Genomic DNA, 6,156 nt, shown 5'->3' on the forward strand with positions numbered 1-6,156 from the left:
GGTGGGAGGGGGCCCGCCCTTCGCTGTTACTCGCCCGGTAAGGGCGGGGGTCGGGCTACGGCAGGGCCAGCATCCGGTCCAGTGCCGCCTTGGCGTGCTTCTCGGTCTCCGGGTCGACGGTGATCACGTTCGGCACCCGGCCCTCGACCAGCGACTCCAGCGCCCAGACCAGGTGCGGCAGGTCGATCCGGTTCATGGTCGAGCAGAAGCAGACCGTGCGGTCCAGGAAGACGATCTCCTTGTCCGGGTGCGCCTTGGCCAGGCGGCGGACCAGGTTCAGCTCGGTGCCGATGGCCCACTTGGAGCCGGGCTCGGCGGCGTCCAGCGCCTTGATGATGTACTCGGTCGAGCCCACCATGTCGGCGGCCGCGACGACCTCGTGCTTGCACTCGGGGTGCACCAGGACGGTCACACCGGGGACCCGCTCGCGGACGTCGTTCACCGAGTCCAGGCTGAACCGGCCGTGCACCGAGCAGTGGCCGCGCCAGAGGATCATCTTCGCGTCCCGCAGCTGCTCGGCGGTCAGGCCGCCGTTCGGCTTGTGCGGGTTGTAGACCACGCAGTCGTCCAGCGAGAAGCCCATGTCCCGCACCGCGGTGTTGCGGCCGAGGTGCTGGTCGGGCAGGAAGAGCACCTTCTGTCCCTGCTCGAACGCCCACTCCAGCGCGCGCTTGGCGTTGGAGGAGGTGCAGATGAGGCCGCCGTGCCGGCCGGTGAAGGCCTTGATGTCGGCGGAGGAGTTCATGTACGAGACCGGGACGGTCACGTCGGCTATGCCGGCGTCGGCCAGCACGTCCCAGCACTCGGCGACCTGCTCGGCGGTGGCCATGTCGGCCATCGAGCAGCCGGCCGCGAGGTCCGGCAGGACGACCTGCTGCCGCTCGCTGGTGAGGATGTCCGCGGACTCGGCCATGAAGTGCACGCCGCAGAAGACGATGTACTCGGCCTCGGGGCGGGCCGCCGCGTCGCGGGCGAGCTTGAAGGAGTCGCCGGTGACGTCGGCGAACTCGATCACCTCGTCGCGCTGGTAGTGGTGGCCGAGGATGAAGACGCGGTCGCCGAGCGCGGCCTTGGCCGCGCGGGCGCGCTCGACGAGGTTCGGGTCGGAGGCCGGGGGGAGGTCACCGGGGCATTCGACGCCGCGCTCGCTGTTCGGGTCGGCCTCGCGGCCGAGCAGCAGCAGAGCGAGCGGCGTCGGAGTGGGGTCGACGCCGTGGGTCTCGGTGATGGTGGTGGTCACGGGCGGGTGCCCTTCTGTGCGGCCGAGCTAGCGGTGGGGCCTTTTCGTCTATCTGACGCTATCTATTCTAACCGCTTAGCGTCAGAGTGACGATGGCCATCCTGTCGATGTGACGAGAACCGCTCGCCGGAATGGACCCTGGCGGAGCCGGATCGCCGATCGGGGGCAGTCCGGCGTGGCCGAATCGATATCCCGAAGCCCGCGGGTATGGCTGAGCCCATGAAGGCAATCGCGATCAACCGCTACGGCGGCCCCGAGGTGGTCGAGTACACCGACCTGCCCGATCCCAAGGTCGGGCCCGACTCCGTCCTGGTCGAGGCCCGGGCCGTCGGGGTGAACCCGGTGGACTGGAAGATCCGGGACGGCGCCCTGGACGGCATCCTCGACGCGCACTTCCCGCTGGTCATGGGCTGGGACCTGGCCGGCGTGGTCCGTGCGGTCGGCGGCGGGGTCACCGAGTTCGCCCCGGGCGACGAGGTGTACGGCTACGTCCGCAAGGACACCGTCGAGCACGGCACCTACGCCGAGCTGGTCTCCGCCCCGGTCCGCACCCTGGCCCGCAAGCCGGCCGCGCTGGACTGGGCGCAGTCCGGCGGCCTGCCGCTGGCCGGGCTGACCGCCCTGCAGGGCCTGAGGGCGCTGCGCCTCGCCGAGGGCGAGACCGTCCTGGTGCACGCTGCCGCGGGCGGGGTCGGCCATCTGGCGGTGCAGCTGGCCCGGGCCTCCGGCGCCCGGGTGATCGGCACCGCGGCCGAGCGCAACCACGACTTCCTGCGCGGCCTCGGCGCCGAGCCGGTGCTGTACGGCGAGGGCCTGGCCGACCGGGTCCGCGGCCTCGCCCCCGACGGGGTGGACGCGGCCCTCGACCTGGTCGGCCACGGCGCCGTCCAGGTCTCGGCCGGCCTGGTGGCGGACCCGGGCCGGATCGCCTCGGTCGCCGACTTCGGGGTCAAGGCGCTCGGCGGCCGGTACGTCTGGGTCCGTCCGGACGCCGGCGACCTCGCCGAGCTGGCCGCGCTCGCCGACGACGGCCGGCTGACCGTCACCGTCGCCTCCACCTTCCCGCTGGCCCAGGCCGCCTCCGCCCAGGCACTCAGCGCCGAGGGCCGCACCCGGGGGAAGATCGTGCTGCTCGTCCCGTGACGGCCTCCCGCCGGTCATCCGTCGGCGGTGAACTCGTCCAGGTCATCCGCCAGAATGGTGACGAACCGCTTCGGCAGTGGCAGCCCGCCGCCGGAGCGCCCCGCCGAACCCCCGTACGACCCGTGGAGCCCCGCACCCATGACCAGCCAGCGAGCGCACGAGGTGGTCGGGGCCGACCTGGACGAGACCGACCGGCTCCTGCTCGCCAGGCTCGGCAGCGACGGCCGCGCCTCGTACGCCGAGATCGGCCTGCAGGTGAACCTCTCCGCCACCGCCGTGCGCCGGCGGATCGACCGGCTGCGGGCGCGCGGCGTGGTGCGGGGCTTCACCGTGGTGCTCGACCCGGCCGTGCTGGGCTGGCAGACCGAGGCCTTCGTCGAGGTCTACTGCCGCGAGCGCACCGCCCCCGAGGAGATCCTCGCCAGCCTGCGGCAGTTCCCCGAGGTGGTCGCCGCCTGGACGGTCACCGGCGACCCGGACGCCCTGGTCCACCTGCGGGCCGCCGACATGCGCCACCTGGAGGCCGTCATCGAGCGCATCCGGCGCGAGCCCGGTGTGCAGCGCAGCCGCTCCTCGGTGGTCCTCTCCCAGCTCATCGGCTGACCCCGTCGGGCGGTACGCAGGAATCCTGCGCGGACCGGCCCGAAGACGCTCGAAACCTGCCTGACCAGCCGCGTTCCGACGCGCGGTGAGGCGCCCGCGCTGCCTACGCTGATCACGTCCGGTCGTCGCGGTGAGGCGTCCTGCCGACCGGACGCCCCCCGACACCCCACGCCGAGAGGGACACCCGTGTCCGCAGCACCCGACCGCATGCACCGGCCCGACAACGAACTGGTCGACCTGGTTTTCGACTACATGCGGGAGCGGCTGCAGTACGACCCCGTCCCGCTCGACCACCCCGGTGACGGCGAGCACCTGCGCGCCCAGCTGTCCGGCCTGCTGAACCAGGACGGCAACAACCCGGTCGACGTGCTCAAGCTGTACGACCACGAGCTGTCCCGGGCGGTCATCTCCGCCGACAGCCCGCGCTACCTGTCCTTCATCCCGTGCGCCCCGACCAAGGCCGCGCTGCTGTTCGACATGGTCGTCTCCTGCGCCTCCCTCCAGGGCATCTCCTGGCTGGAGGCGGCCGGCGCGATCGCCGCCGAGAACCAGGTGCTGCGCCTGATCGCCGACCGCGCGGGCCTGCCCCAGTCGGCCGGCGGCACCTTCGTCTCCGGCGGCTCGGCGGGCAACCTCTCGGCCCTCGTGGTCGCCCGCGACACCGCCCGCCGCCGGCTCGCCAGTGAGGGTCGACCCAGTGGTCCGGAGGTGCGGCTGCGGATAGCCGTCGCCGACCAGGTGCACTCCTCGGTCAAGAACACCTTCAACATCATCGGTGTCGAAGCCTTCAAGGTTCCGACCGTCAACCGGCGGTTCACCGGCGAGGCGCTGCGCGCCGCCCTGGCCGCCGACCCCAACCCCGAGACGGTGATCGCCGTCGTCGGCACCGCCGGCACCACCAACGAGGGCATCGTCGACGACCTCAAGGGCCTGGCCGAGGTCGCCCGCGAGCGCGACCTGTGGTTCCACGTGGACGGCGCCTACGGCGGTGCGGGCCTGTTCGCCCCCTCGGTGCGCGAGCGCTACGAGGGCATCGAGCACGCCGACTCCTTCGTGGTCGACCCGCACAAGTGGCTGTTCGCCCCCTTCGACTGCGCCGCGCTGATCTACCGCAACCCGCAGCTCGCCCGCGCCGTGCACACCCAGGACGCCTCCTACCTCGACGTCCTGCACACCGAGGGCGACGAGTGGAACCCCACCGACTACGCCTACCACCTGACCCGGCGCGCCCGCGGCCTGCCGCTCTGGTTCTCGCTGGCCGTGCACGGCGTCCAGGCCTACACCGACGCCATCGAGGCCGGCCTCACCCTGGCCCGGGAGACCGCCCGGCTGATCCGGGAGTCCGAGCACCTGGAGCTGCTGTTCGACCCGCAGCTCTCGGCGGTCTGCTTCAAGCGCAAGGGCTGGACCAACGACGACTACTACCGTTGGTCGCAGCAGCTGCTCGCGGACCAGATCGGCTTCGTCACCCCCACCGGCTGGGACGGCGAGACGGTCGCCCGCTTCGCCTTCCTGCACCCGGGCACCACCATGGAGATGGTCAAGGAGATCCTGGACACCATGGTCTGAGCCTCCGACGTCCTGACGTCCTGACGTACGGCCCCCACCGGCATCCGGCGGGGGCCGTACGCATGCCTACAGGAACGCCCCGCTCGGCAGGTACGGCATCGGCGGACGCATCCCGCGCACCCCGACGAACCCGCCGGCCCGCGGCGTCAGCCCGACCTCCAGCCCGACGTCCAGCGCCCACTCCTGCTCCGCGGTCAGGTGCTCCACCCGCGCCTCGACCCCGTCCGGCACCCGGGCCAGCGCCTCGCGCAGCAGCCGGGCGGCGATCCGCTTGCTGGTGGCCGCGAGCAGCCGCACCACGCCGCCGTCCCGGTAGCAGTAGCCGCTGCCGGCCAGCGCGTCGGCGATCAGCAGCTCCTCGAAATGGCCCAGCATCAGCTCGTGGTCCGGCCCGTGCGCGGACCCGCGCAGCCGCCGGTCCACCGAGTCCAGCAGGTGCAGGTGGCCGGCGTTGCCGCGGTGCACCGGGATGTCCCCGGGATCGAGCAGGCCGTCCCGCTCCACCCGCCCGGTCAGCCGCATCGTCGGGTGCAGGGTGAACCCGGCCAGCCGGTAGCGGCGGGCCGCCGCCGGGGAGTCCGCGGAGCAGACCATCCCGCGCAGGCAGCCCCGCGAGTGCGCCGCCGCCCGTTCCAGCAGCAGCCGTCCGACGCCCTGGCCCTGTGCGGACGGCCGGACGGCGTACAGGGAGGGCGCCCACAGGCCCTCCCGGCGGATCGACAGCACCGCCCCGACCGGCTCGCCGGCGCTCTCCGCCAGCCAGCAGCCCCCGGGGTCGGTGCGCGCCAGGTGTCTGGTCCGGGCCAGCCGCATGGGCGTCGGCTCCCGAGCCGCACCGGCCGGGGAGGCGTCGGCGAACGCGGCGTCGGCGAGCTCCCGGACGACCTCCGCGTCCGCAGCGGTGTCCCTGACCGGGCGAATGATCACGAGGACCATCCTGGCGTCCGGCGGGCCGCCGCGGGGCCGGTTCACCCGGATCCGTGCGCAGGGCCCGTCCGGCGGATCCGGTCGGATCAGGCCCTCGGGCGGTGACCTGTCCTCCGAGTGTGTGCGAGCATGGGGAGCGTAGGGGACGCGGGTGGCACACCCGGCCCACGGATATCCAGCCGCGAACAGGCCGTAGAAATCCATCGCCGCCCGGGAAATGAAACCGGACGGCTGTTGGTTGGCACTGGCGGCAGACCGTCGTCAAGACCGGGAGAAAGCAGATGACCGTCCAGGACGAGACCACCGTCGAGAGTGGCATCCTCCTCACCGATGCCGCCGCGGCCAAGGTCAAGGCCCTGCTGGAGCAGGAAGGCCGCGACGACCTCGCGCTGCGCGTCGCCGTCCAGCCCGGTGGCTGCTCCGGCCTGCGTTACCAGCTGTTCTTCGACGAGCGCTCGCTCGACGGCGACGTGATCAAGGACTTCAACGGTGTCAAGGTCGTCACCGACCGGATGAGCGCCCCGTACCTGGGCGGCGCCACCGTCGACTTCGTCGACACCATCGAGAAGCAGGGCTTCACCATCGACAACCCGAACGCCACCGGCTCCTGCGCCTGCGGCGACTCGTTCAGCTAAGCCCGCTGCGGAAGGCGGCCCCGGGGATCACCCCGGGGC

At 72.5% G+C, this 6,156-nt stretch carries 6 protein-coding genes; 4 read left to right on the forward strand and 2 right to left on the reverse strand.

What is annotated here, in order from left to right; all coding sequences use genetic code 11:
• Positions 1-55: 55 nt before the first annotated feature.
• Entirely contained in the window at positions 56-1,240 is a 1,185-nt protein-coding gene (nadA, locus tag ACFU7Y_RS38070) for a quinolinate synthase NadA (RefSeq protein ID WP_224282292.1), read from the reverse strand.
• Between the two features lie 219 nt (positions 1,241-1,459).
• Here nadA and ACFU7Y_RS38075 point away from each other — a divergent pair, with 219 nt between their 5' ends.
• From ACFU7Y_RS38075 to ACFU7Y_RS38085, 3 genes are all read left to right on the forward strand, one after another.
• Positions 1,460-2,383: an NADP-dependent oxidoreductase gene (locus tag ACFU7Y_RS38075; RefSeq protein WP_380771095.1), complete on the forward strand. Its 924-nt coding sequence runs from the start codon at positions 1,460-1,462 to the stop codon at positions 2,381-2,383.
• Positions 2,384-2,521: 138 nt separating this feature from the next.
• Positions 2,522-2,986 (forward strand): Lrp/AsnC family transcriptional regulator, encoded by a 465-nt coding sequence (locus ACFU7Y_RS38080; protein WP_224282290.1) that lies wholly within the window; start codon positions 2,522-2,524, stop codon positions 2,984-2,986.
• 186 nt (positions 2,987-3,172) lie between these two features.
• The gene (locus tag ACFU7Y_RS38085; RefSeq protein WP_380771096.1) at positions 3,173-4,555 is read left to right on the forward strand and encodes a pyridoxal phosphate-dependent decarboxylase family protein; all 1,383 of its coding nucleotides are present in this window, start codon (positions 3,173-3,175) and stop codon (positions 4,553-4,555) included.
• 66 nt (positions 4,556-4,621) lie between these two features.
• On the opposite strand, the gene ACFU7Y_RS38090 is transcribed toward ACFU7Y_RS38085, so the two are convergent.
• Entirely contained in the window at positions 4,622-5,482 is an 861-nt protein-coding gene (locus ACFU7Y_RS38090) for a GNAT family N-acetyltransferase (protein WP_224282288.1), read from the reverse strand.
• A 281-nt stretch (positions 5,483-5,763) separates the two neighbouring features.
• On the opposite strand from ACFU7Y_RS38090, the gene erpA reads away from it, so the two are divergent.
• Positions 5,764-6,117 (forward strand): iron-sulfur cluster insertion protein ErpA, encoded by a 354-nt coding sequence (gene erpA / locus ACFU7Y_RS38095; protein WP_153460426.1) that lies wholly within the window; start codon positions 5,764-5,766, stop codon positions 6,115-6,117.
• The last annotated feature ends 39 nt before the right edge of the window (positions 6,118-6,156 follow it).

This window comes from Kitasatospora sp. NPDC057542 (assembly GCF_042801945.1).
In the GTDB taxonomy this organism is placed as follows: Bacteria; Actinomycetota; Actinomycetes; order Streptomycetales; family Streptomycetaceae; genus Kitasatospora.

Bases quoted from the DNA above. Each gene is read 5' to 3' on its own strand.
- erpA (WP_153460426.1), top strand. From the start codon at position 5,764: ATGACCGTCCAGGACGAGACCACCGTCGAGAGTGGCATCCTCCTCACC.
- ACFU7Y_RS38080 (WP_224282290.1), top strand. From the start codon at position 2,522: ATGACCAGCCAGCGAGCGCACGAGGTGGTCGGGGCCGACCTGGACGAG.
- ACFU7Y_RS38075 (WP_380771095.1), top strand. From the start codon at position 1,460: ATGAAGGCAATCGCGATCAACCGCTACGGCGGCCCCGAGGTGGTCGAG.